Consider the following 21,865-nt stretch of genomic DNA (forward strand, 5'->3'; position numbering starts at 1 on the left):
CGAATCCCTGCGAAACGGCGCATGGACTCGATCTCATACAAGGCATCTTCCATCGCCGGATCACTCAGGTTGTAGATGATCTGCATGACATGAATGCGAAGCATGCTCGATAGCGCATACGGCGGCCGGCCAGTGCTGCCAGAGGCGTAATAAACAGCAATCGTAGACTCCAGCGCCTTCCAGGGTAGAAGCTGATCCAACTTCTCAAGGAACACTTCCCGCCGGGTCTTGCGCTTCTTGTGTTCGTATTCGGCTTCGGCAAAGGTCAGCTGGCTCATGGCATTCCCGGCAAGTGGCTGATAGAAAGTCCTGATTATGGCAAAGTCGGGGAGTTTTTCAGAGGTTCCCTAGAGCTGACGCATAGCCCCCATATGGCTGTGGCAACTCCATTGCGAACGCGGTGATGACCGCTAACAAAAATGGAAACCCAAGACCAACAATTAAGGTGGACACTAAGTTAGCTAAAAACACATGCTTAAATGTTGTCTTCGTGCTAAGTCCTGACGCTTTTTTTAGCAGTACAGTCTCGATAAATAGAATCCAGACCTGCCCGAAGATAAATGCGCTACCGCTGATAAATAGTAGTAAAGGACCACCACCATTGGCATAAGCAATAGCAGGAAAACAAGCTAACAACAATGCAATGAACTTTTTATTCTTTGATATCACTAGATACTTCCATGGGCATGTAACGCCGGCCATCATGCGCTTGTCGCATGCATGGCATTGTTATATGTGAGCATGAGATCGCCATAGCCCCAGATAATTGTTCCCACCGCTGTGAGAATGAGGATTGAGACTGAGAGCGCCTTATAGAAAGGCAAGTATTTCTCTTTAAATTCATCAAACCCCACACTGACGTAGCCAGACGGAAAGAGCACCCCATGAATAGAGAAAAGCTTCAACTCCAGAACCAAACAGAGCACCGTCATTATTGAACCGCTTCGCTGAAACCAAACCCCTATCTCTTCACCCACAGGCCTAACCGGAACTGATAGTGCTAAAACCGGAATGGTGATGACAGCAATAGCTCCCAAGAAACATATCCAAAGGTTCTTTTTCGTATTAGCTTCCTCGACGTACAACCTTTCACCCCCTACATATAACGCCTGCCTCAGCCGCCGAAGGTCGGCTTGCAGGCCCTTGTTATATGCTTACCACATCAATGCAATCCATATGAGCACTCCCATCGGAGCGAACGCCCAACGCACCCATTGAGCCCCAGGGCGGTAAATCACAAACCCTAGAACAGCCAGCAGTGCCGGAGAGACAACGAAAACTAGTAAGACCCCAAACTCCCAGTCGCTAACAACAAAGGGCACAACAAAATCCAGCCACCACTTTGGGCTCAAGAAATCAATTTCACGAACGAGAGCCCTAGCAAGAAACCAGTATCCAATGAGAACCGACAACGCTTTCAGCGCCTCTTCGACTTTATCCCCACCGACTTCATTAATCTTACGCAGGGTCATAACCACCCATTCATATAACGCTAAGGTAACCGGCGCCGGAGCGCCAGCGGAGGGCACCAAAAGCGCAACGCTTTTGGCGTCCGGTTGACCGCCTTGTTAGGCATTTTCGTCGTGCTCCTCGGCATCTAGCTCCTCAGCCAGGCTCTGGTAGCTCTTTGGATGAAGACGAACGCTGACTATTTCTCTGATCTCAGATTCGTCCTTGGGAACAGAACGCTCAAGACTCTGGAGAATGCCATTGTGAAGCACAACGTTGGTTTTCCGAGGCTGTTTTTCCCGCTTGTGACGAACCTCAGCTAGACAATACTCATCGGACATATAAGGCATTTCAGGAACACTCGAAGATTTTCTGTAATAGGCCATTACGAGCTTCCTGGATGCTGCCTTTGCACCAGATTCACAGCGCCACGCTGCTTAGAAAAAATCTCGCGCTCCGACTCTGGCAGCTCAGCTTCTACGGCATCTAGAATGGCATTTTCCCCCGCGTTGAAGCTTCGAGAGCCACCATAAAAAACAGCATTAAAAAGGTCCGCGATTTTGCCCACAGCTCTGCACTTCCTTATGCCTAACAGCGTATTCAGTCGAACGATTCGACATATCTTTTTTCGACATAATTCGAACCGGAGTACAACATATAGTGCCGAAGAATCCACTATCTTCAGTACCTTACCGAAAAAATGGCAGCCATTCCCATTTGACAAAACTCGAACGAGCGGCCTATTTCCTGGATTTTCCCGATATCGACCCTTTCTGAAAAACACCTTATATCAACCGTTTAGCTTTTTCTGTAAGCCATATCCTACAAATTTATTGCTCGTTCTGTTGAGCATGGGTGGTGCTGGACGCATTGGAAGTTCGCCATGCAAGCATAGCTCCCACAGGGAGGGATATTCAGGGGTGGAGTTTTCCTGGGACGCGATAAGGGCACAGCCAAGCGGATTTCGCGGTCGGACGACCGCTCCCACGGGGTGTGGTGATGTGGCAGGCATAAAAAAGCCCGGGCAGCTTGTGGCTGCCCGGGCCTGGTGGTGGCGGGGTTAGCGCCGCTCTCCCTTAACGGTCCTCGTAGCGTTGGTGCTTGAAGAAGATGCCTGTGTCACCGAATTGGGACAGGGTGAACTCGGACTGGGTGACCAGTTCGCCGATTTTGACGGCGCTGTTGCGGCGCTCGCGGGCGTAGCGGGCGGTGACCCAGGGCCAGATGGATTTACGGATCTGCATGTCGGTGCCGTAGACGTCATACAGCTTGGTGCCCGCCGGGATGGCCGTGAGGTCGTCGCGGAAATCGTGGGGGGCGGTGCTGATGGTATTTCTCAGCGTCGGGTTGGGTACGAAGTAGATCTGCGTCGGGGTTTTGACGCTGCCTGCGGCGCTGCCGTCCTGGTTTACTTTGGCCATGTCGCTCATCACCAGCAGGGTGGGCTTGGTGGAAACCAGGGAGAACAATGCGGTGGTGCCCAGCGTTTCATTCACTTCCGCCTGCACGTAGTTGGACAGTTCGTTGGCGAAGATGTTGTGGTTGTCGCCCTGGCCGCTGAGGGTATAGAGCGCCGACACGTTTTCGGAGCGTTTGCCATCCACCAGCAGTTTCAGTGCCAGGCCGGGGGCAAAACCGCGGTCGGAAGGATCACCGGTAACGGACAGGCGCAACAGCCCATGATCGGCGCCCTGGAACAGGCCGCTGTAATCATGGCCGCCGGCGGACTGGAACTGTACCTTGGCCAAAGCACCGCGCGGATGAATCGGCTTGCTGTAGCCCGGGGGCGCCACGTCGGTGACATCCTGCACTTTCTTCCACAGTACCGAGTTGATCAGGCCGCCGATGTCGATGGGTTCGATAGCGGGCACCTCACCCTCTTCATAGCTGGTGCGCAGTGCGCCGTTGACCCACAGGTGATCCTGCTTGGCCTGGGCGGACCAGTCCTGATAGTCGTCCGGCATGTTCAGGCCCCAGGGTTTGAAGGCGTTGTCCATGCCCACCAGGCTGGTGGCCAGGGTGGGAAAATGACGACGGATCACATCCACCATGGTGTTATCTTCCACCCAGTCGATACCGGCGGCGGTGTAGACCTCGTCGGTATAGTCGGTGGTGAAGAAGCGGTCGGTCATCAGACGACGGGAGGCATTGAGAATGAAGATCTGGAAAGAGGTTTCGCCGAAACCAAAGCCTTCCGGACGGGTTTCTTCCGCCAGCTGCCCCACCAGGGTGTCGATCATTTCGATGTCGTTGTTGTAGAGCGACTTCAGGTCCGCCAGCAGTTCCGGGTCGCTGGTGAGGTCCTCGAAACGGGTGATGGGCTTGAGGCCGATCTGGCGGCGGAATTCGTTGTAGCGCGGCACCCCGCGTTCGCGATCACGCAGTACATCGATGGCGGCCATGTCGATGTCGCCGATCAGCGGCATGGACAGGTTGCGCAGGAAATCCGGGTAATTGTTCAGGGTCAGCGCCCCCGGATGGGTGATGCCGAAGGAATACCATAGACGGTCTTGCCCCACGTCGCCGAGCAAATCTTCTGCGTCGCCGTTGCGGGTGTCCTGAATAGGAATTTCCTGATCAACGATGTTGGAGCCGATGTCGTAGACCTTGATCTCGTCACGCAACAGCGGATGCATGCGGTATACGGAAACAAACTCTTCGGTCAGGGTGTAAGGCACACCGTAATTGTTGGGCGTGCGCGAACCCACCAGGCCGGCCAGGGCATGCTCGATGGAACTGGTAGGGCTGTCGCCCAGGCCCGTATCGATGCCGACCAGATCAAACAGACTGCCCAGCTGCCCCAGGTTGTTGTTGAGCATATCCAGGTCTTCCTGGAATTTGTCGCGGGTGTCGCGATCGCCGCCCAGGCCCCACCAGTTGGCGTACATGGCCCGCTCCAATACCGGATTGGCCAGGATCGCCGGGGTCCATTCCACGGTGTGAATCTTGGCCATCAAGGCGGAATTAATCAGGCGAGCCTTGTCGAACAGCCACTGGTCGGACTTGCCCGGGTTGTTGGCCTTGAGCATGTCGGCGATGGCGTTGTGCTCCAGGGTGAACAGGTGATGCATCATGCTCAGCCCCACCCACCAGTTCTCGTTGAAACCGGTGACCGGTTTGCCGCTGAGAAATTCCGTGGGCAGACGGCCGTTGCCGTCCACTTCCAGCTTGCCGTCCACGAAGGAACGAACCTCGTCGTTGGTGTCCTTGTCGCTACCGTAGAGCTGGGAGCCATCCCACCAGTGGGTGTTGATGTTCTCGTAGGTGACCACGGACTCGTCACCACTCACATCCGGGTCCGGACGGGTGCGCTGGACGGACATGGTGCCGGAGCCCAGCACATCACCCGGTGGCAACGGGAACTCAATGGGGTTGGCATCGGTACGCGGGCCATGGTCAAACCAGTCGTGCACCATGAACTGAATCCAGGAAGTGGCGATAAAGTTCAGGGTGGTGGCGGGTTTGAAATCGCCGCCCCGGGACATGATCAGGTTACTGACTTCCCGGGGGTTGGGGGTCAGCAGATTGCCACTGGCGTTCTCCGCATACACCGACGCCGGGTCCACATTTCGGCCGAAGTTGGTATGGACGGAGCCCTCCGCCGGGTTCTCCAGAATATTGCAGGTGCCGTCTTCGGTGCGGGCGGTCAGGCTGCGTTCGTCACAGACAATGCTGGCGTTCTTTTCGTCCCAGCTTTCCATATCGAACATGTTGTTCTCGAGCAGGTCTTCCCGCTGCCCGGCCAGTACCAGCAACGCACCCATCACGCCCAGGGTGCCGAATTTGGTCAGGGCCGGCCAGGTAACCCAGGGGGTCATAGCCATGATAAGCCTCCGTCTTGTTGTTCTCGGGGTATGTCGGATGACAACGCCCGGACTCTAGCAACGGGGCCAGCCCCTCCACCCCCTCCTGCGGTAGGGGGTGGGCGGAAATCGCGAACCGGATCATGGTTTGGCTTTCGGTAGGAGCGTCGCTGGCGGCGCGATAGGCGAGTTGCGAGTAGCGAGTAGCGAGTAGCGAGTTACGAGAAGCGAAAACCTGGCTTTCCCTGGTTCTCGGTTTCGATTTTCGAATCTCGCTTCTCGCGACTCGTCACTGTTTGATTTATCGCGACGCCAGCGACGCTGCTACGGCAAGCGCTAACGCGATGCCGCGCGCAGGACCGCTTCGGTGCGGCTGGAAACGCCGAGTTTGCTGTAGATGTTTTTCAGGTGCCATTTGGTGGTGGTGATGGAGGTGCCCGCTTTTTCGCTGATGCCGGCGTTGCTCAAGCCACCTTGCAACAGCTCGAAGATTTCCAGTTCCTTTGGCGTGAGCACCGCATCCGGGTCCACATCCAGCGGAGCAGTAGCCGGGGCCGCGTCGAAGACGGCGGGGAACAGGTCGGTATAAAACTCCGGCAGCATCAGCACGCCACGGCTCCACAGCTTTTTCATCAGCGCGGCCAGGCCCGGCGCTTCGTCGAATACCGAGCGGTTGATATTGAGCAGCCCGTAGCGGGTGATCAGTTCATCCACCCGTTTTGCCTGCTCACCGGCACTACTGCCACGGGCGGTGATTACCAACAGGTTGGCCTCCACGATGGAAGCCCGGGTCATGATCCCTGCCGCCTTCACAACTGAAAGCAACCGCTGCAACACGGCGTCTGCCTCGGCAAGGCGGCCATTGGCGATCAACCAGTAGGCCGCAGCCAGCCCTTTCCGTTCCCAGCTCTGGCTGTAAGTGGCCGGGGTGTGGGTGCCGTTGTTCGCCACCCAACCGGCCAGGTCGAATCGTTCCGCCACCGCATCCAGTCGGCTCCAGCAACCGGCGGTGAAGGCCTGGCGCACCATTTCCAGCACCGTCATGTTGACGAAGCGCTGGTAGTTGCCCAGCTGCAGAATGCCCAGCAGTTTTTCCAGCATGCGCTCGGAGGGTTTCTGTTTGCCTTGTAGATGCTGAAGCCGCGACAGGGTCAGGTAGACCGTGGAAATCACTTCCGTGGCCGAGGCGGACGACACCATGGGCAGCAGGTCTTCGCACAGCTGTTGGGCTTCCTCCAGACGGTTCTGGTCGTACAGCACCACCACCATGCCGGTTGCCCACAGGGACCAGGTCGGGCTGTCCCGGGAGGTACCATGGAAATGCTCGTTGATAAACGCAACCGCTTCACCGATATGGCCCAGCTGGTGGTTGGCCAGGGCGGTAATCAACCCGGCGTAGCCGGCGGTAAAATGATGCCCCAGGCGAAGCAAGACTTCCCGGGCCTGACTGGAAAACGCCAACGCGGATTCCAGTCGTCCATGCTGCAGGTGGTAGTAGGCCACCATGGCCAGGGAGAAGGCCCGGATGTCCCGGTGACCACTGCTTTCCATCAGCAGGGACAGATTGGCACCCTCCATGAAGTCGGTATCGTGCTGGAACAATTGCAGGTGCATTTCCAGAAAGTCGATCACCCGGGCGTGATTGTCGCGGGCTTGCTGATCGTTACGCGGCGCCTCTTTCAATGCATCCAGATAATAACGGGCCCGAAAGAACCGGCGAGACAGAGTCAGGGTGCTGATCAAGGGGGCGGACAACTCATCACGGCTGAGAAGGGTGCTGTCCGACAGCGTTTCCGCCCAGTCGAGAATGTGGGCGGTATAACCTTCCCGTAGCCAGTAGTCGAAGGCCTGCTCCAGGCAGTGAATGAACAGGCTGTCGTCCCCGGCCCGTTTGGCATGCCATACGGCCTGCCGAAAATTCTGCTGGCGCACAAAGAAGCGGGTGGCACGGCGGTGAATCGGCGCGATGCATTCGGGCATTTCAATGGCGACTCGGGCGCGCAAAAAATCTTTCAGTAACCCGTGATAGCGATACCAGCCGGGCCTGCCCGATATCGGGATCAGGAACAGTTCCCGGGAGGTCAGCTCCTCGATCAGACGGGCGGCGTGATCGCTCTGCAGCACCTGGTTGCACAGTTCCGCATTGAAGCTGTCCAGCAACGCGCTCTGCATGAACAGGGTGCGGGCGGTATCGGGCAGACCTTTCAACACCGCATGGCAGAAGTAGTCCATCAGCTCCGGCTGGCTGGCATCAAAGTCTTTCAGGGTCTGCATGCCCGAGCGCATGGCCGCCAGCAGGGCAATCTTGACCCCGGCCATCCAGCCTTCGGTAATGCTAAGCAGGTGGACCATCTCCTCCTCATCCAGCGCCCCGCCGCCCAGACCTTCATTGAGGGCAGTGACTTCCTCACGGCGGATTTTCAGTTCGCTGGCGCCGATTTCCAGTAACGCGTCCTCCAGCCGCAGGCGGCTGATATCCAGGGCCGGCTGGGTGCGGCTGGCGATGATCAGGTGCACGTCCGCCGGCGGCTGGTCCAACAGGGTGCTGATGACACTGAGCGTTTCCGGGCTACGGATATGCTGGAAGTCATCAAAGACGATAAACAGGGGCCCGGCCACCTGCTCCAGGGCCTCGAAGAGCGCATCGGCAATGGACGATGGCGGCAGCTCAGCCACATCGAAGGGCATGAACCAGGAGGTATCGAACGCCGGCACGGCGGCCCGGGTCTGCTCGGCAAAACGGCGCAGGAAGCGCACCGGGTCATCATCCGCCGGGCGCAGGCTCAGAGAGACCACCACGCCGGGGCCGGGCCGGGATTGCCACTGGCTGAGCAGGGTGGATTTCCCCGCTCCGGCGGGAGCCAGCAACAGGGTGAGAGGCACGCGGGCGCAATGATCCAGCAATGCCACCAGTTCCTTCCGGTAGAACCGACCTGCCACGGGCCGGGACGCATCAGTCGTACTCATTTCTGATCTGCCTAGCGTTTTTTATTGTTGTACTGCCATCGGCTGGCTGGGACGTCAGTGCCGATATGCAAACTAACGGATATTGGCTCACCCGAACCGGCATTTGATCACAAACCGAACAACAGGTAGCGGCATGGCCGCAAATCACAAAAGGCGTGATTGAGAGGACGCGGGGCTGAGGTCGGATCTCCGACCGGGGGCTGAGAGCTGGGGCGCGACCCACAAAAAAGCCCCCTTTCCGTCAGGAAAGAGGGCTTCTTGTGGTGCGCTGACTGATCAGGGAATCGGCAGGTAACCGCCGTCCACTTCCTTGGTGACAATGGCCACCGCGTTGTGGGCGTGCAGGCTTTCCAGGTGATTGACCCGCAGCCAGAAATCCTTGTAGCAACCCTGGGGATTCAGGGCCTGCTTGAGGCGACGGGCCGCATCTTCACAGAACATCAGGTTCTGGCCGTTGAGCAGGGCGAATTCCTGTTCGTCCACCCGCTTCACGGCGGTCTGCACCGGGGTTTTCAGAGCCCCTTCGATGGAATCGATCAGCGCAGTGATGGGGAACGCATCGCCTTCGGTGTGATCCAGCAGGACCCGCACCTGGGCCACGGAGCGCTGACTGTGCGGGGTGGCCAGAATACCCTCTTCGGTCCCCAGCCACTCAAACACCGCATCCGCATCGACCTTGCCTTCCGCAAAGTCACGGCGGAACTGTTCCTGAATCAGCTGGCGGGACAAGGCCGCTGAACACGGGCAAGTGGAGGAGTACGGCACTTCCACGTACATCTCGATCCGCATGCCTTCTTCACACAGGGTGCCCTTGATGCTGACCGGGTAGCTCTTCCAGCCGGAATAGCTGCTCTTCAGGGCAGGACGACGCATGGAGTATTCAAAGTCCAGCTGCACAAAGCCGCGGGTGCTGAGGCCTTCATGGGTCTGCAGGAAATTACGCAGCAGCTGCTCAATGGATGCAGCACTGACCGAATGATCGCCAAAGGTCTCTTCCAGCATCAGAAACAGCCGGGACATATGGATACCCTTGGAATCCGGGTTGGCCAGATTCACATAGGCCTGGATAGAGGTGCTCACCGGGCGCTCACCGGCCAGGGTGTCACTGACCCGGGCAGGCAGGTGGATTTCGCTCATGCCGACCCAATCCAGGGTGCTATGGATGTGATCCACCATGGAATTGGACGCGACGTCCGGCATCTGTTTGGTGCCACCGGCACCAGTTTCACGTGTCATGGGATTCTCCATAGGGGCGCACGAGAGACCATCTTATGGCCCGTCGGGTGAACAAAACGGTAACCCGACTGTCATCGCCCTGACTGACAAGGGGGGCAAGTCTAGCAGAAAGTCTCCCGCAAATTGACCATTTGCGGGCGCGGCTTTGGCTATGGGATTGACAGAATGGCCCTATCAGCCCGATCAGATCGGTTCGTCTGCACTACCCACCAGTTCCTGGAAGCGAGCCAGCGCATGCAGGGGGCGGAACATCTCTTCACTGCGGGCATGACGGCGCAGGGTTTCGGAGGTCTGGATGGCCGCATCCAGGTCGGCGAGCGCATTATCGATCTCACCCAACCCGGCCCAGGCGCAGGCGCGCTGGTACAAGGCATGGGAGTTTTCTTCATCCACTTCCAGCACCCGGTCACACAGGCTCAAGGCCCAGCGTTGTTCGCCCAGCTCCAGGGCCGCATCGGCCTTCCAGGCCAGGGCTTCCGGATCATCCGGGCGTAATTCCAGAATCCGGTCATACAGCTCGATCTTGGCCTGGGCGCTGGGCTCCTTGGTGGCCTTGAGCCACAGGCTGTGGATCTCGTTGGTGCGCTCGATCTCTTCCTGGTTTTCGGCAATGGTCAGGGATTTCTTGCGCAGCTCCCGCTCCAGATCCGCCAGGCGAGCCTCGTACTCGCTGGTCAGACGGGCCATTTCCTTTTCCGCGTAAACCCGCACGTTGTCCTTCAGGTCACGAATGGTGGACCAGCCCACCAGCGCCAGAATGGAAGCGGCACCGGCAATCAGATAGAAGAAATAGGTCACCGTGTTGGTGGCATAGCCCATGGCCTTGTCTGCCACTTCCAGCTCCCGGTCAGTGACCAGCAGGTTCATCTGGTTACGGTATTCCATCATGTCCTGGCGGAGGTTACGCAACTCGCCAAGGATCCAGTTTTCCCGGAACTGGGAAATGACCGGCCCCTTCTCGATTTCGCTTTCAGCCTCCTGGCGGGGAGCCTCATCGGTTTCCGCCATGACGGTGGGCGCCAGGCCCAGAAACAACACCCCCAGCAATGCCAGGCGCGCAAGTCGCATTCTCTGCAAGACTCTATCCTCAATCTGTCGACTTACGTTTAAACGGCGCAAGAAGCGGTCACTTCAGGCCCAGAGTATGGTCGCATTAAGCCCTGCCATGTGCCACCACTGTGGCCACATTCGCCAGGCCGGCCGGACCCCAGCCCCACCCACACATCCACCGGGGAAGGCTCTGACCGGGGCGCAATACTGATTCAACAAGGAGAGCAATTTCGGGTCATTGCCAGGCCTTTGGCAAATCCCGTGCAGGCCAGAAAAGACGCGGCATCGCGCCGTTTCGGCGGGCTTGCGTCAGCAGTTACTTTGACTTCTAAATGTTTTACCTCTAAAATAGCTTACCAATTTTCGCAAGGAATTACTTGGCGTTGCCCTGAATGGTGTGGGGTTGAATCCTTACATCTCAAAGGTGATTGCAGACTGATTATGTCCAATAACGGTCACATTACTTTGTTATCAAGAGAACGGACGGCAATGGCCAGACACGAAGACGTGCTGATTGCATTAAGACAGATTATTCGCGCCACCGACCTTTACTCTCGCAAGTTGAGCAAGGTCTCGGGGCTCACTTCGCCGCAGCTACTCATCATGCAGGCGATTTCGGCTCACGGTGAAATCACCATGGGCGACCTGGCCAATGAGGTCTCTCTCAGCCAGGCCACCATCACCACCATTCTGGACCGCCTGGAAAAGCGGGAGCTTGTCGAGCGCAAGCGCGGCGAGCAGGACAAACGTCGGGTCTACGCTCACCTGACCCCGGCCGGTGACGACATCATCGACCAGGCCCCTACCCCGCTTCAGGACGAATTCATCGAGCGTTTTGACCGCCTGGAAGATTGGGAGCAATCGTTAATCCTCAGCTCCCTGCAACGGGTGGCCGCGATGATGAATGCCGGGGATATCGACGCGTCCCCGGTATTGGATCTGGGCGCCATCGACCGCGCCCAACCAGCGGTGGACATGAGTAGTCGCCGCGAACGCGAAGCCAACTCTTTCTCTAAAACGGACCAAAAGTGAAACCATGGTTGCAGACAGTGCAAAGAAAACGGATTCATCCACCGACAATCAGGATGACATTACTTTCCGCAAACCGGAAAGCCAGGACGGCAGCCGGGTGCACAAGCTGATCAGTGAGTGCAAGCCGCTGGACGAGAACTCCGTCTATTGCAACTTGCTGCAGTGTACGCACTTTGCTGACACCTCCGTCGCCGCGGAAATGGACGGCGACCTGGTGGGCTTCATTTCCGGTTACATCCCGCCCAAGCAGCAGAATACGCTGTTCGTCTGGCAGGTGGCCGTACATGAGAAAGCCCGCGGCAAGGGCCTGGCCAAGCGCATGCTGGCCGAACTGATCAACCGTGAGGAAAGCACCGACGTTCAGTTCATCGAGACCACCATTACCCCCGACAACGAAGCCTCCTGGGGAATGTTCCGCAGCTTCGCCTACCAGCGCAGCATGCCCACGGAAGAATTTATTCTGTTCGATTCGCGCATTCACTTTGCCGGCGAACATAATGACGAATATCTGCTGCGTATCGGGCCATTCAACAGAGACGAAGCCTGAGCGAACTGAGCAGAACGTAACAAGCACCGAATTCAAGCGAGGAACAGGAATCATGGATACCGACATTTTTGAAAGTCACGAATCGGAAGTAATGAGCTATGCACGTAGCTTCCCGGTGGTGTTTGACCAGGCCAAGGGCAGCTACCTGTACGATGAAACCGGCAAGGAATACATCGACTTCCTGGCCGGCGCAGGCACGCTCAACTACGGCCACAACAACCCGGTACTGAAAGAGAAGCTGCTTGAGTACATCCAGCGTGACGGCATTGTTCACGGCCTGGATATGCATACCACGGCCAAGCGTGAATTCATGGATGCTTTCTACGAAGTGATCCTGAAGCCCCGCGATATGGATTACATCATGCAGTTCACCGGCCCCACCGGTACCAATGCGGTGGAAGCGGCGCTGAAAGTGGCCCGCAATATCAAGGGTCGCGAAAACATCATCAGCTTCACCAATGGCTTCCACGGTGTGAGCCTGGGTGCCCTGGCGACTACCGGTAACAGCCACCACCGTGGCGTTGCTGGCGTGACCATGGGCGGCGTCACCCCGATGCCCTATGACGGCTACCTGGGCGATGCCTTCGACACTACGGAATATCTGGACAAGGTGCTGGGCGATTCCTCCAGCGGCGTGGATCATCCCGCGGCGGTCATCGTAGAAACCGTACAGGGCGAAGGCGGCATCAATGCAGCCAGCTTTGAATGGTTGCGCAATCTGGAAAAAGTGTGTCGCAAACACGACATGCTGCTGATTCTGGATGACATCCAGGCCGGTTGTGGCCGTACTGGCACCTTTTTCAGCTTTGATGATATCGGCATCAATCCGGACATCATCACCCTGTCCAAGTCCCTGAGCGGTTACGGCCTGCCCTTCGCCATGGTGCTGCTGAAACCGGAGCTGGATCAGTGGAAACCCGGTGAGCACAACGGTACCTTCCGTGGTCACAACCTGGCCTTTGTGACTGCAGCGGCCGCGCTGAACCATTACTGGCGTGACGACAAGTTCGCCAAGGAAGTGCAGCGCAAGGCGGATATCATCACTGACCGTTTCCGTGAAATCGCCAACAGCTATGACGACCACTGGTTCTACCTGAACGGTCGCGGCATGATGCAGGGCCTGGTGGCCCGTGATGGCGAACTGGCTGGCGAAATCACCAAGGCTTGCTTCAAGCGTCAGCTGGTGATTGAAACCTCCGGTGCCGATGACCAGGTGATCAAGACCCTGTGTCCGCTGACCATTGCCGAAGAAGATCTGACCCGCGCGCTGGACATCATCAAGGAAAGCGTTGCCGAAGTCATGACTGACCGCATCAAGCGCGGTGAAGCGCACTCTGTTGCCAGCATGGCTAGCTAAACAGACTGCCCGCTCCCCCGGTTCCGGGGGAGCCTTTCTCCCTCCCTTTTTTGCTCAGGAGTCATAATTCATGATCGTTCGCACTCTGGCGGAAGCCGAGAAGTCAGACCGTTGTGTCAAAGCCGAAAACGGCAACTGGCAGTCTGTTCGCCTGTCCCTGAAAGACGACAAGATGGGGCATTCGTTCAACATCACCACCATCTTCAAGGGCACCAAGACTCACATCCACTACCAGAACCATCTGGAAACCGTGTATGTGATGTCGGGTAACGGCAAGGTAGAAACCATTTCCGATGGCAAGGTCTACGACCTGAAGCCCGGCACTGTCTACCTGCTCAATGAGCACGACGAACATTATCTCTATGGCGGCGACGAAGACATGGTCGTGGCCTGCGTTTTCGATCCGCCGCTGAGCGGCAAGGAAGTGCACGATGAAAATGGCGTTTACCCGGCAGATGTTGATTAAGCGACCGGGCACTCGCTGACAAGAAAAAACGGGGCGCTTCAAGCGCCCCGTTTTTTTGCCCTTCAGACTTTACCGTTGGAGCCTTGTTCACAAGGCGAACCTTCCACGTTCCCCAGCAAGCTTCGCCATGCCGACATGGCTCCAACACCTCAACCGAAGCGCCATTCTCAAAACGCGTACTTGGCAGTGAACTGCACACGCTTCAGATCACCATTGTCACCGGCTTCGGTTTCCCGTTCGGCATAAATCAGCTCTCCCCCCAATGACAGGGGCTTTGCCACCTGCCAGATCAGGTTGGCATGGGCGCTCTGGACGGTTTCGTTGGTGGTGCCGGCCACAGTCTCCGGGTTATCCGCTTCGCTCATGGACACCGCAAAGTTCGACCTCCAACGATCATTCCAGTTGTGGTGCAGGGCCAGTACCGCACTCCACTGATCAATCAGCTCGATATCGCCATCCGCTTCAATTTGCCCGGAGCGGAATGCATTCAGGGTGTGGTAACGGCCAATGGCATTGCCGTAATTGAGCTGGAAGCGTACATCATCCATCTCGCCCAGCATCATCTTGCCTGCCAGTGCCAGTCCGTAGCCATATTCGCTCTCGTCCCGGTCCTGGCCACCGATGTTGTCCTGGTAGGCCAGCTCACGCCCCATGCCGGACAGGCTCACATTGCCCCAGTCTCCGGTCAGGTTGTAGCGCAGCACCACATCAGGCACACCATTATCGTCGTAGGGATTTTCCGTGCCGCCGTAGAGCGTCGTGGAGGGGTTCTCCAGGGCCAGCATGATCGGGCCACTGGTGTAACGAATCTGCGGTTGGCGCTCGAAGACGGTGCCGGCAGCACCCACAAAATCCAGGGTTTCCGGCAACGCACTGACATTGAAAAAGGTGGACCAGGTCTGTCCGAACAACCACTTGTCCCAGCTCAGATAGGCATGGCGAATACGTGGCGCATAGCTATTGGTAATACGCTCGTCACCAAGGCCGGTGGTCTGAAAATCGATTTCGATATGGCCCTTCACATCCCCCACCGGAGTACGGGTAACACTCTTCAGCCAGAAGCGGCTCTGTTTGGCATGCATATGCAGCTTGCCGGAGCCCTCTTCCCCCGCCACAGGAATGGTGGAAGGCACCATAAAGTCCTCACCGATCGCCGCTGATGCTTCTTCACCATCGCTGTATTTGCTGTAGATCGTGTCAGCTTTGATAAAACCACCAAAGGTGATCTGGCTGTTTCCGCCACTGTGTTCCAGTTTGTTTTCCAGCTCGGCTACCCGCTCCTCCAGGGTAGCGGCACCCGCCATACCCGCATGGGCAAATAGAACGGCGGCACACAGGTACTTGGGTTTTATTGCTGTCATGGCCCTGCCCTCTTGTTTTCATCAACACGTAAGTCACTCCATCAACAGCTTGCTCGGCCCCTGAGCGCACAACTATTAGCCATAGGTCGAAAAGGGGCTGTCTTCCCTTAAGACCAAGGTCTAATTCAGGGCACCGCCGTGCTTTCGCACACTGGAAGCATCCTTGATAACAACCGCATCACTTCAGTGAGGAAGTCCCATGGAAACGGGTGCACGCGTGCCGGTAAAAGCCGCTCTGAAATCCCATTGCTGGATCGACGCCAACGACTACCAGTCTCTCTACACACAGAGTCTGCAGGACAGCGTCGGATTCTGGCGCAGCCAGGCCCAGCGAATCGACTGGGTACGCGAACCGCAGCAGATTCGCGACACCCGTTTCCATCCGGATGACGTTCATATTCGCTGGTTCCATGACGGCGAACTCAACGCCAGCAGCAATTGCATTGACCGTCATCTGGCCGCCAATGGAGACGCTGTCGCCCTGTACTGGGAAGCGGATGAAGCTGGCCTGCCGAGCCGGGAAATCACCTACCAGGCACTCCATCTGCATGTTTGCCAACTTGCCAATACCCTCAAGCGCCAGGGCGTCGGCAAGGGCGACCGGGTGATGATCTATATGCCGATGATCCCGGAAGCGGTTTTCGCCATGTTGGCCTGCGCCCGCATCGGTGCCATTCATTCCGTGGTGTTTGCCGGTTTCTCTCCGGATGCCCTGGCCGGTCGCATTGCAGACTGTGGCGCCAAAATGGTGATCACCGCCGATGCCGGACGGCGTGGCGGCAAACCGGTGCCCCTCAAGGACAACGTGGATGAGGCCCTGCGACAGGATGGCACTGGTGTGGTGGAAAAGGTTCTGGTGGTCCGCCACGTGGGCAATGACGTCCACTGGCAACCGGGCCGGGATCTGGACTATGCGGAAGAGCAGGCACAAAGCGACAGCCACTGCCCGGCTGAAGCCATGAATGCGGAAGACCCCCTGTTCATTCTTTACACCTCAGGATCCACCGGCAAACCCAAGGGGGTGCTGCATACCACCGGTGGTTACATGGTCTATGCATCACTGACCCATCAGCTGGCCTTCGATTACCACCCCGGCCAGGTCTATTGGTGCACCGCCGATGTGGGCTGGATCACCGGGCATACCTATCTGGTCTATGGTCCGCTGGCCAACGGTGCCACCTGTGTGATGTTTGAAGGCGTGCCCAACTATCCCAATGATCAGCGGGTGGGCGACATCATCGATCGCTACGGGGTGGAAATTCTCTACACCGCCCCCACCGCCATCCGCGCTCTGATGGCCGGCGGCGATCACTGCTGCCAGAGCAGCAAGCGCGATACATTACGGATCCTGGCCACCGCCGGTGAGCCCATCAATCCGGCTGCCTGGCAATGGTTCCACGATGTGGTCGGCAAAGGCCAGGCGGCCGTGGTGGACACCTGGTGGCAGACCGAAACCGGCGGCATCATGATCTGTCCGCTCCCGGCGGCCACCGAGGCCAAACCCGGCGCCGCCACCTTGCCCTTTTTCGGCATCCAGCCGGCTCTGGTGGACAACGACGGCAACCTGCTGGACGGCCCAGCCGAAGGCAACCTGGTCATTGCCGACAGCTGGCCCGGGCAGGCCCGCACCCTGTGGGGCGATCACGAACGTTTCGTACAGACCTACTTCAGCAGCTTCCCCGGGTACTACACCACTGGGGACGGTGCCCGCCGCGACGAAGACGGATACTACTGGATTACCGGCCGGGTGGATGATGTGCTCAACGTGTCCGGTCACCGCATGGGCACTGCCGAAGTGGAAAGCGCCCTGGTCGCCCACCCGAGGGTGTGTGAGGCAGCGGTGGTGGGATACCCCCACGACATCAAGGGGCAAGGCATCTATGTCTATGTGACCCTCAATGACGGGGAAGTGGCCAGCGATGCACTGCTCCAGGAATTGCGCCAGTGGGTACGCCGGGAGATTGGCCCCATCGCCACCCCGGATCTGATCCATTTCACTGGCGGGCTCCCGAAAACCCGCTCCGGCAAGATCATGCGTCGCATCCTCAGAAAAGTGGCCGCCAACGAACATGACAGCCTCGGCGACATCTCCACCCTGGCGGATCCGGCGGTGGTGGCAAGCCTGGTGGAAACCCGGGTCAATCGGTGAGTGAGAGGTGCGCCGGGGCGCTGAAACGGACCTGCGCGCACTCAGCACCCATGCACCACGGCCAGAGATTTATGCTGAAGGGAACCCGTTGTTTCCTGTTTTTCCCACGCTGCCCTGCGGGTCTTCCAAAGGGCAGCATCTTTTTTTCTTTCATGCTTAAATCGGGGCCATGACAACAATACTGATAGCCGATGACCATCCCCTTTTCCGCGCTGCCCTGAAACAGGCGGTAGCCGCCAGCTTTGTCGATGCCACCATCCATGAAGCCGACTCTCTGGCGACTCTGGAGACGCTGGGGCAACAGGCCATTCCCTTCGATGTGATTCTGCTCGATTTGCATATGCCGGGCACCCATGGCTTTTCCGGGCTGGTCTACCTGCGCGAACAGTATCGCAAGGTGCCGCTGGTGGTGATTTCCGCAACGGAAAGTGTTGATGTGATTCAACGGGCCATTCATTTTGGCGCCGACGGCTTTATCCCCAAATCCGCTTCCATCGAAACCATGACCGACGCCATGGGCAAGATCATGGCTGGCGAACGCTGGCTTCCCGAACACGCCCGCCGGGCCATGCCCCCTACCCTGCCCGATCACTCTGGCATGAGCGAGCGCATCGCCAGCCTGACACCACAACAATTCCGGGTCATGGGCATGTTGATGGAAGGCATGCAGAACAAGGTGATTGCCTACGAACTGGATATCTCGGAAGCCACCATCAAGGCCCACATGACCGCCATCTTCCGCAAACTGGGAGTGCGCAACCGCACCCAGGCGGTGCTGGCATTGAAGGACCTGGCGATTGAACCGCAGGGGGTGGATGGCAATTAATAGTTAATAATGAATAATTAATAGTTGCGCGCGAAAGGTAGTCACAGCCGGACCGCATGAGGCCGCGCTCAAAGACTGGGCGCGGCCTCATGCATTTTAGAAAGCGAGAATTTCTGATCGCGCGTTATTAATTATTCATTATTAACTATTAATTTGCTCCAACGCTCTTCTGAGCATCCCCTCCGTCAACGGCTTCTGCAGGAAACCAACCCCCTGCTCTTCCGCGCGCTCTCGGACGTGGGGGTTGCGGTCGGCGGTCATGAGGATGGCGGGGACCACGTCTTCCCAGCAGCTGTCCAGCCCTTCGATCACCGCAAAGCCGTCTTCATTATCCAGCTGATAGTCCACCAGCAGCACATCCGGGGCCGGGTTGTTGACTGCTTTTTGCAGAGCGTCATCCAGACCGCTGGCCGCTACCACGTCGCAATCGAGCATCTCCAGGGCCGCCACCAGACTGGCCAGCAATGCCGGGTCGTTATCCACGCAGAACACCCGCAAACCCTCAATGCCCTTGCTGGCCGTTTCCGCTTCTTGCAGTAACGGCGGCAATTCGCCGCTGGCCAGCGGCACAGTGACACTGAACACCGTACCTTTACCGGGCCAGGAACGGACCGTTAACCGGTGCCCCAGCAATCGACAGATCCGGTCCGCGATAGCCAGCCCCAAGCCCAGCCCTTTAACCGGCTTTCGACTTTGTTGCGGCAGGCGCTGGAACTCCCGAAAAATCTGTTCGTGCTGATCATCGGGAATCCCCGGGCCGGTGTCCCACACCTCAATGCGTATGGCATTGTGCTGGCGCCGGCAGCCAAACAGGATGCGGCCGTGTTCAGTATAACGAATGGCATTGGACAGCAGGTTCTGCAGGACTCGCCGCAACAGACCCTCATCCGTCTCCACCACCGCCTCGCAGATCACCGATCGCAGACGTAACCCATTGGCGGCGGCCAGGGCAGAAAACTCCTGGTTGAGCGGGGCCATCAAACTGCCCAGACGCAACGGATGCACATGCGTGGGCATGGTGCCGGTATCCAGCTTGCTGATTTCCATCAGTGCCGAAATGATCTGCTCGGCGGCCTGCAAGGAGGTATCGATATGACCAAGCACATCCACTTCACGGGAAAAACTTTCACCGTCACGTTTCACCAGCTGCTGGCGTAACGACGAGGTAAACAGCTGGGCGGCATTGAGGGGCTGCATCAGGTCATGGCCGGCGGCGGCCAGAAACCGGGTCTTGCCATCATTGGCCCGGGCCAGTTTCTCATTCACTTCGGTAAGTTTTCGGGTACGTTCGGCAACCCGGTTTTCCAGACTTTCGTTGATCTGGCGAAGCGCCTGCTCGTCACGCTTGCGCTCGGTAATATCCATGTAGGTACTGACAAAACCGCCCCCCATCATGGGCGTACCGCGCACCTCCACAACAATGCCGTTGGGCAACTCACGTTCGAACTGGTGAGAGTGACCCTCGCGCAACAGCTGTACCCGCTTGCTCACATCGTCTTCCAGATTCCCGCCCTCGTAATAGCCACGCTCCGCGTTATAGCGATACACGTCCTCGATGGGGCGACCCAGCCGGATCAGCCCGTCCGGATAATCGAACAGTTTCACGTAGGCCTGGTTCCAGGCCACCACCTGCATCTGCCGATCCACCACGCAGATACCCTGGCTGATGGTTTCGATGGTGGTGCGCAACAGCTGGTGATTGAACTGGATCAGCTCGGAAGCCTCATCCATCATTCTCACCACATCGTCATGGCGGCTGTTCTGCTTGCGTAGCAGGGTGCTCATCACGATTCGCGCCGTGGACGCGCCCATGGTGCCGGCGAGTAGCCGCTCCACATAGCGAACCAGGTGCAACGGCGCCGGCAACGCCAGCTGCTCGGACACGTTGCGACGGCGCATATAGTCGAAGAACAAAGGCTCGGCCCGGGGATGGCCCAGCCCACGCTTGCACACTTCCAGCAGTTCCGCGGTTGTGATGGACGGGTGACCAATACCTTCGCGCCACCAGTCCATGGGCATGTCCACAAACCGGGCTGCCTGGGCCTCATCCAGGGCGTCATGATGGGCGCGGCGGGAGAAGTAAATAAACGCCGCCAGATTCACCGACAGGGACCAGAACACCCCATGGGTCAACGGTTCCAGCCCCTCAATGCCGAACATGGCATGGGGACGCAGCAGTCCCAGCCCCAACAGGCCCCGCTCGTTCAGGGTCTGCACCCACTCCACCGGCAGAATGACCGGCATCAGCAGGCAGTAGAACCACAGCAGAAACCCGAAACCCAACCCGGCAAAGGCCCCCTGCTTGTGCCCGGTGCGCCAGTACAAGGCCCCCACCAGCGACGGCGCGAATTGCGCCACAGCGGCAAAGGACAACAGGCCAATACTGGCCAGGCCATCGAAGCGATCAATCAGGGTATGAAAGGCAAATGCCAGGCCCAGCAAGACCAGAATACTGGCGCGACGCAGAAACCGGAGCTGACGGCTCAGCCCGGCCAGCTGGTCCCGCTCATGAAGCCGCGACTGCAACCACAGCGGCAGCAACACTTCGTTGGTCAGCATGATAGCCAGCGACACCGTGGACACGATCACCATACCGGTTGCCGCCGCGATGCCGCCGATAAACGACACCATCAGCATGGTCGAATTGTCCTGGGCCATGGGCAGCGACAGCATGTAGGTGTCCGCCTGACCTATCAGGTAAGGCTGGGTGATGACGCCGGCCACCACGATGGGCAGCACAAAGACCGCAAACATCAGCAGATACAGCGGAAAAAGCCAGCGGGTGGTGCGTAAATGCCGAAGATCGTTGTTTTCCACGACCCCGGCATGAAACTGACGCGGCAAACACAGGATCGCCACCATGGACAACAGCAAGGCGGTGACAAAACTCTGGGAAAACAGGGTGGGCTCGAAAATCTGGAAAACGTCATCCTGCAGCGCCACTTGCTGCCACATATCCAGGGGGCCGTCGAAAATAAAGTACAGGCAGTAAAGCCCCAGCAACACGAAGGCCACCACCTTGATAAAGGACTCGAAGCTGACCGCCAGCATCAAACCGGACTGGTGCTCCGTGGTATCGATATGGCGGGTTCCGAACAACAGGGTAAACACCGCCATCAGTACCGCCACCAGCAGCGCGGTATCCATATCGTATTGCGCGGAGTCCTTGAGCACGTAATCGAATGACAGGGTGACTGCTTTCAGCTGCAGGGCGATATACGGGAGCACACCAATGATTGCCACCAGGGTAACCAGAACGGCCAGGCGGCGGGACTTGCCGTAACGGGCCGCCAGGAAATCCGCGATGGAGGTAATGTGATGCTGCTGGGCCACCGTGACCATCTTGTAGATCAGGGCACCACCGAGCAGCACGGTAAGGATGGGACCGAGATAGATAGGCAGGTAATTCCAGCCATTCTGGGCGGCTTCACCCACCGCACCATAGAAGGTCCAGGAGGTACAATATACGCCCAGTCCCAGGCTGTAGACCCAGGCATTCTGAAAGGTTTTACGCCCCTGTCGAGCCGCCCGGTCACCCCACCAGGCGATCACGAACAGCACCAGCACATACCCCAGTGCCAGGCCGCTCAACTGCCACAATGAAAACACCGCCGCTCCCGGT

The 21,865-nt window shown here is 58.0% G+C and carries 17 protein-coding genes; 6 read left to right on the forward strand and 11 right to left on the reverse strand.

The genetic code is table 11. The features are described from left to right. The 9 genes from C4S63_RS11375 to C4S63_RS11420 all read right to left on the reverse strand — a co-directional run. Positions 1–278 (reverse strand): transposase (locus C4S63_RS11375; RefSeq protein ID WP_146063374.1); only part of this gene is annotated, 278 nt, incomplete at its 3' end. A 58-nt stretch (positions 279–336) separates the two neighbouring features. Continuing rightward, positions 337–705 (reverse strand): hypothetical protein, encoded by a 369-nt coding sequence (locus C4S63_RS11380; RefSeq protein WP_103917628.1) that lies wholly within the window; start codon positions 703–705, stop codon positions 337–339. After that, complete coding sequence (locus C4S63_RS11385; RefSeq protein WP_146063379.1) at positions 702–1,037, reverse strand: hypothetical protein; 336 nt, start codon at positions 1,035–1,037, stop codon at positions 702–704. Before C4S63_RS11385 ends, C4S63_RS11380 begins: the two co-directional genes overlap by 4 nt. A gap of 117 nt (positions 1,038–1,154) precedes the next feature. Continuing rightward, on the reverse strand, positions 1,155–1,472 hold the full coding sequence (locus tag C4S63_RS11390; RefSeq protein ID WP_103917630.1) for a hypothetical protein: 318 nt from the start codon (positions 1,470–1,472) through the stop codon (positions 1,155–1,157). Between the two features lie 96 nt (positions 1,473–1,568). After that, a complete protein-coding gene (locus C4S63_RS11395) occupies positions 1,569–1,835 on the reverse strand; it encodes a hypothetical protein (RefSeq protein ID WP_103917631.1) in 267 nt (88 codons plus the stop codon). A 690-nt stretch (positions 1,836–2,525) separates the two neighbouring features. Then, entirely contained in the window at positions 2,526–5,273 is a 2,748-nt protein-coding gene (locus C4S63_RS11405) for a peroxidase family protein (protein WP_103917633.1), read from the reverse strand. 315 nt (positions 5,274–5,588) lie between these two features. Next, complete coding sequence (locus C4S63_RS11410) at positions 5,589–8,219, reverse strand: LuxR C-terminal-related transcriptional regulator (protein ID WP_103917634.1); 2,631 nt, start codon at positions 8,217–8,219, stop codon at positions 5,589–5,591. A 276-nt stretch (positions 8,220–8,495) separates the two neighbouring features. Next, positions 8,496–9,455 carry a GTP cyclohydrolase FolE2 gene (gene folE2, locus C4S63_RS11415; protein ID WP_231866133.1) on the reverse strand — a complete coding sequence of 320 codons (960 nt, stop codon included), beginning with the start codon at positions 9,453–9,455 and terminating at the stop codon, positions 8,496–8,498. Positions 9,456–9,638: 183 nt separating this feature from the next. Next, positions 9,639–10,523, reverse strand: a complete 885-nt coding sequence (locus C4S63_RS11420; RefSeq protein ID WP_062815808.1) for a hypothetical protein — start codon at positions 10,521–10,523, stop codon at positions 9,639–9,641. A gap of 471 nt (positions 10,524–10,994) precedes the next feature. Here C4S63_RS11420 and C4S63_RS11425 point away from each other — a divergent pair, with 471 nt between their 5' ends. The 4 genes from C4S63_RS11425 (at position 10,995) to C4S63_RS11440 (ending at position 13,907) form a co-directional block, all read left to right on the forward strand. Next, the gene (locus C4S63_RS11425; RefSeq protein WP_062815807.1) at positions 10,995–11,537 is read left to right on the forward strand and encodes a MarR family winged helix-turn-helix transcriptional regulator; all 543 of its coding nucleotides are present in this window, start codon (positions 10,995–10,997) and stop codon (positions 11,535–11,537) included. A 4-nt stretch (positions 11,538–11,541) separates the two neighbouring features. Continuing rightward, entirely contained in the window at positions 11,542–12,084 is a 543-nt protein-coding gene (gene ectA, locus C4S63_RS11430; RefSeq protein ID WP_062815806.1) for a diaminobutyrate acetyltransferase, read from the forward strand. Positions 12,085–12,136: 52 nt separating this feature from the next. After that, positions 12,137–13,441, forward strand: coding sequence for a diaminobutyrate--2-oxoglutarate transaminase (gene ectB / locus C4S63_RS11435; protein WP_062815805.1), 1,305 nt, complete (start codon positions 12,137–12,139; stop codon positions 13,439–13,441). Between the two features lie 70 nt (positions 13,442–13,511). Further along, the gene (locus C4S63_RS11440; RefSeq protein ID WP_062815804.1) at positions 13,512–13,907 is read left to right on the forward strand and encodes an ectoine synthase; all 396 of its coding nucleotides are present in this window, start codon (positions 13,512–13,514) and stop codon (positions 13,905–13,907) included. A gap of 167 nt (positions 13,908–14,074) precedes the next feature. Here the strand turns inward: C4S63_RS11440 and C4S63_RS11445 are convergent, their stop codons facing one another. After that, on the reverse strand, positions 14,075–15,268 hold the full coding sequence (locus tag C4S63_RS11445) for a DcaP family trimeric outer membrane transporter (protein ID WP_062815803.1): 1,194 nt from the start codon (positions 15,266–15,268) through the stop codon (positions 14,075–14,077). 199 nt (positions 15,269–15,467) lie between these two features. Between C4S63_RS11445 and acs the strand changes: the two genes are divergently transcribed. Both acs and C4S63_RS11455 read left to right on the forward strand, forming a co-directional pair. Then, a complete protein-coding gene (gene acs / locus C4S63_RS11450) occupies positions 15,468–17,417 on the forward strand; it encodes an acetate--CoA ligase (protein ID WP_062815802.1) in 1,950 nt (649 codons plus the stop codon). Between the two features lie 169 nt (positions 17,418–17,586). Beyond that, positions 17,587–18,243: a response regulator transcription factor gene (locus tag C4S63_RS11455; RefSeq protein WP_062815801.1), complete on the forward strand. Its 657-nt coding sequence runs from the start codon at positions 17,587–17,589 to the stop codon at positions 18,241–18,243. Positions 18,244–18,384: 141 nt separating this feature from the next. Here the strand turns inward: C4S63_RS11455 and C4S63_RS11460 are convergent, their stop codons facing one another. Beyond that, on the reverse strand, positions 18,385–21,852 hold the full coding sequence (locus C4S63_RS11460; RefSeq protein WP_103917635.1) for a hybrid sensor histidine kinase/response regulator: 3,468 nt from the start codon (positions 21,850–21,852) through the stop codon (positions 18,385–18,387). Positions 21,853–21,865 lie beyond the last annotated feature (13 nt).

The organism is Alcanivorax sp. DSM 26293 (assembly GCF_900107995.1).
Lineage (GTDB): Bacteria > Pseudomonadota > Gammaproteobacteria > Pseudomonadales > Alcanivoracaceae > Alcanivorax.

Bases quoted from the DNA above. Each gene is read 5' to 3' on its own strand.
- ectA (WP_062815806.1), top strand. From the start codon at position 11,542: ATGGTTGCAGACAGTGCAAAGAAAACGGATTCATCCACCGACAATCAG.
- folE2 (WP_231866133.1), bottom strand. From the start codon at position 9,455: ATGACACGTGAAACTGGTGCCGGTGGCACCAAACAGATGCCGGACGTC.
- C4S63_RS11455 (WP_062815801.1), top strand. From the start codon at position 17,587: ATGACAACAATACTGATAGCCGATGACCATCCCCTTTTCCGCGCTGCC.
- C4S63_RS11410 (WP_103917634.1), bottom strand. From the start codon at position 8,219: ATGAGTACGACTGATGCGTCCCGGCCCGTGGCAGGTCGGTTCTACCGG.
- C4S63_RS11395 (WP_103917631.1), bottom strand. From the start codon at position 1,835: ATGGCCTATTACAGAAAATCTTCGAGTGTTCCTGAAATGCCTTATATG.
- C4S63_RS11425 (WP_062815807.1), top strand. From the start codon at position 10,995: ATGGCCAGACACGAAGACGTGCTGATTGCATTAAGACAGATTATTCGC.
- C4S63_RS11440 (WP_062815804.1), top strand. From the start codon at position 13,512: ATGATCGTTCGCACTCTGGCGGAAGCCGAGAAGTCAGACCGTTGTGTC.
- acs (WP_062815802.1), top strand. From the start codon at position 15,468: ATGGAAACGGGTGCACGCGTGCCGGTAAAAGCCGCTCTGAAATCCCAT.
- C4S63_RS11420 (WP_062815808.1), bottom strand. From the start codon at position 10,523: ATGCGACTTGCGCGCCTGGCATTGCTGGGGGTGTTGTTTCTGGGCCTG.
- C4S63_RS11390 (WP_103917630.1), bottom strand. From the start codon at position 1,472: ATGACCCTGCGTAAGATTAATGAAGTCGGTGGGGATAAAGTCGAAGAG.
- ectB (WP_062815805.1), top strand. From the start codon at position 12,137: ATGGATACCGACATTTTTGAAAGTCACGAATCGGAAGTAATGAGCTAT.
- C4S63_RS11445 (WP_062815803.1), bottom strand. From the start codon at position 15,268: ATGACAGCAATAAAACCCAAGTACCTGTGTGCCGCCGTTCTATTTGCC.
- C4S63_RS11380 (WP_103917628.1), bottom strand. From the start codon at position 705: ATGATGGCCGGCGTTACATGCCCATGGAAGTATCTAGTGATATCAAAG.
- C4S63_RS11405 (WP_103917633.1), bottom strand. From the start codon at position 5,273: ATGGCTATGACCCCCTGGGTTACCTGGCCGGCCCTGACCAAATTCGGC.